This window comes from Corynebacterium lemuris (genome assembly GCF_024919295.1).
Taxonomy (GTDB): Bacteria; Actinomycetota; Actinomycetes; order Mycobacteriales; family Mycobacteriaceae; genus Corynebacterium; species Corynebacterium lemuris.
Genome location: NZ_JANWTC010000052.1, coordinates 1 through 409, shown reverse-complemented (window position 1 = coordinate 409; position 409 = coordinate 1). Strand labels below are relative to the sequence as shown.

General features: G+C 68.2%; 1 protein-coding gene. It reads left to right on the top strand.

Annotation, left to right across the window (positions count from 1 at the left end; all coding sequences use genetic code 11):
• On the top strand, window positions 1–409 hold a 409-nt coding region (locus tag NYP18_RS15335), incomplete at both ends, for a dioxygenase family protein (protein ID WP_500784502.1).

Genomic DNA, 409 nt, shown 5'->3' with positions numbered 1-409 from the left:
CGAGGACGGCCTCTACGACGTCCAGTACGGCGACGACCGCATGGCCGCACGCGCCCACCTGTTCACCAATGAGCGCGGCGAGTACCGCTTCTGGGGGCTGACCCCGGTACCCTACCCCATCCCGCATGACGGTCCGGTGGGGAAGATGCTCGAGGCGGTGGGCCGGTCCCCGGTGCGAGCTGCGCACCTGCACTTCATGGTCACCGCACCTGAGAAGCGCACCCTGGTCACCCACATCTTCGTCGAGGACGATCCGCAGCTGGCCATCGGGGATTCCGTCTTCGGGGTCAAGGACTCGCTGATCAAGCGCTTCGCCCAGCAGCCGGCCGGCACCCCCACCCCGGACGGGCGGGATGTGGGTGATCAGGACTGGGCGAAGACCCGCTTCGACATCGTCCTCGCACCTGCC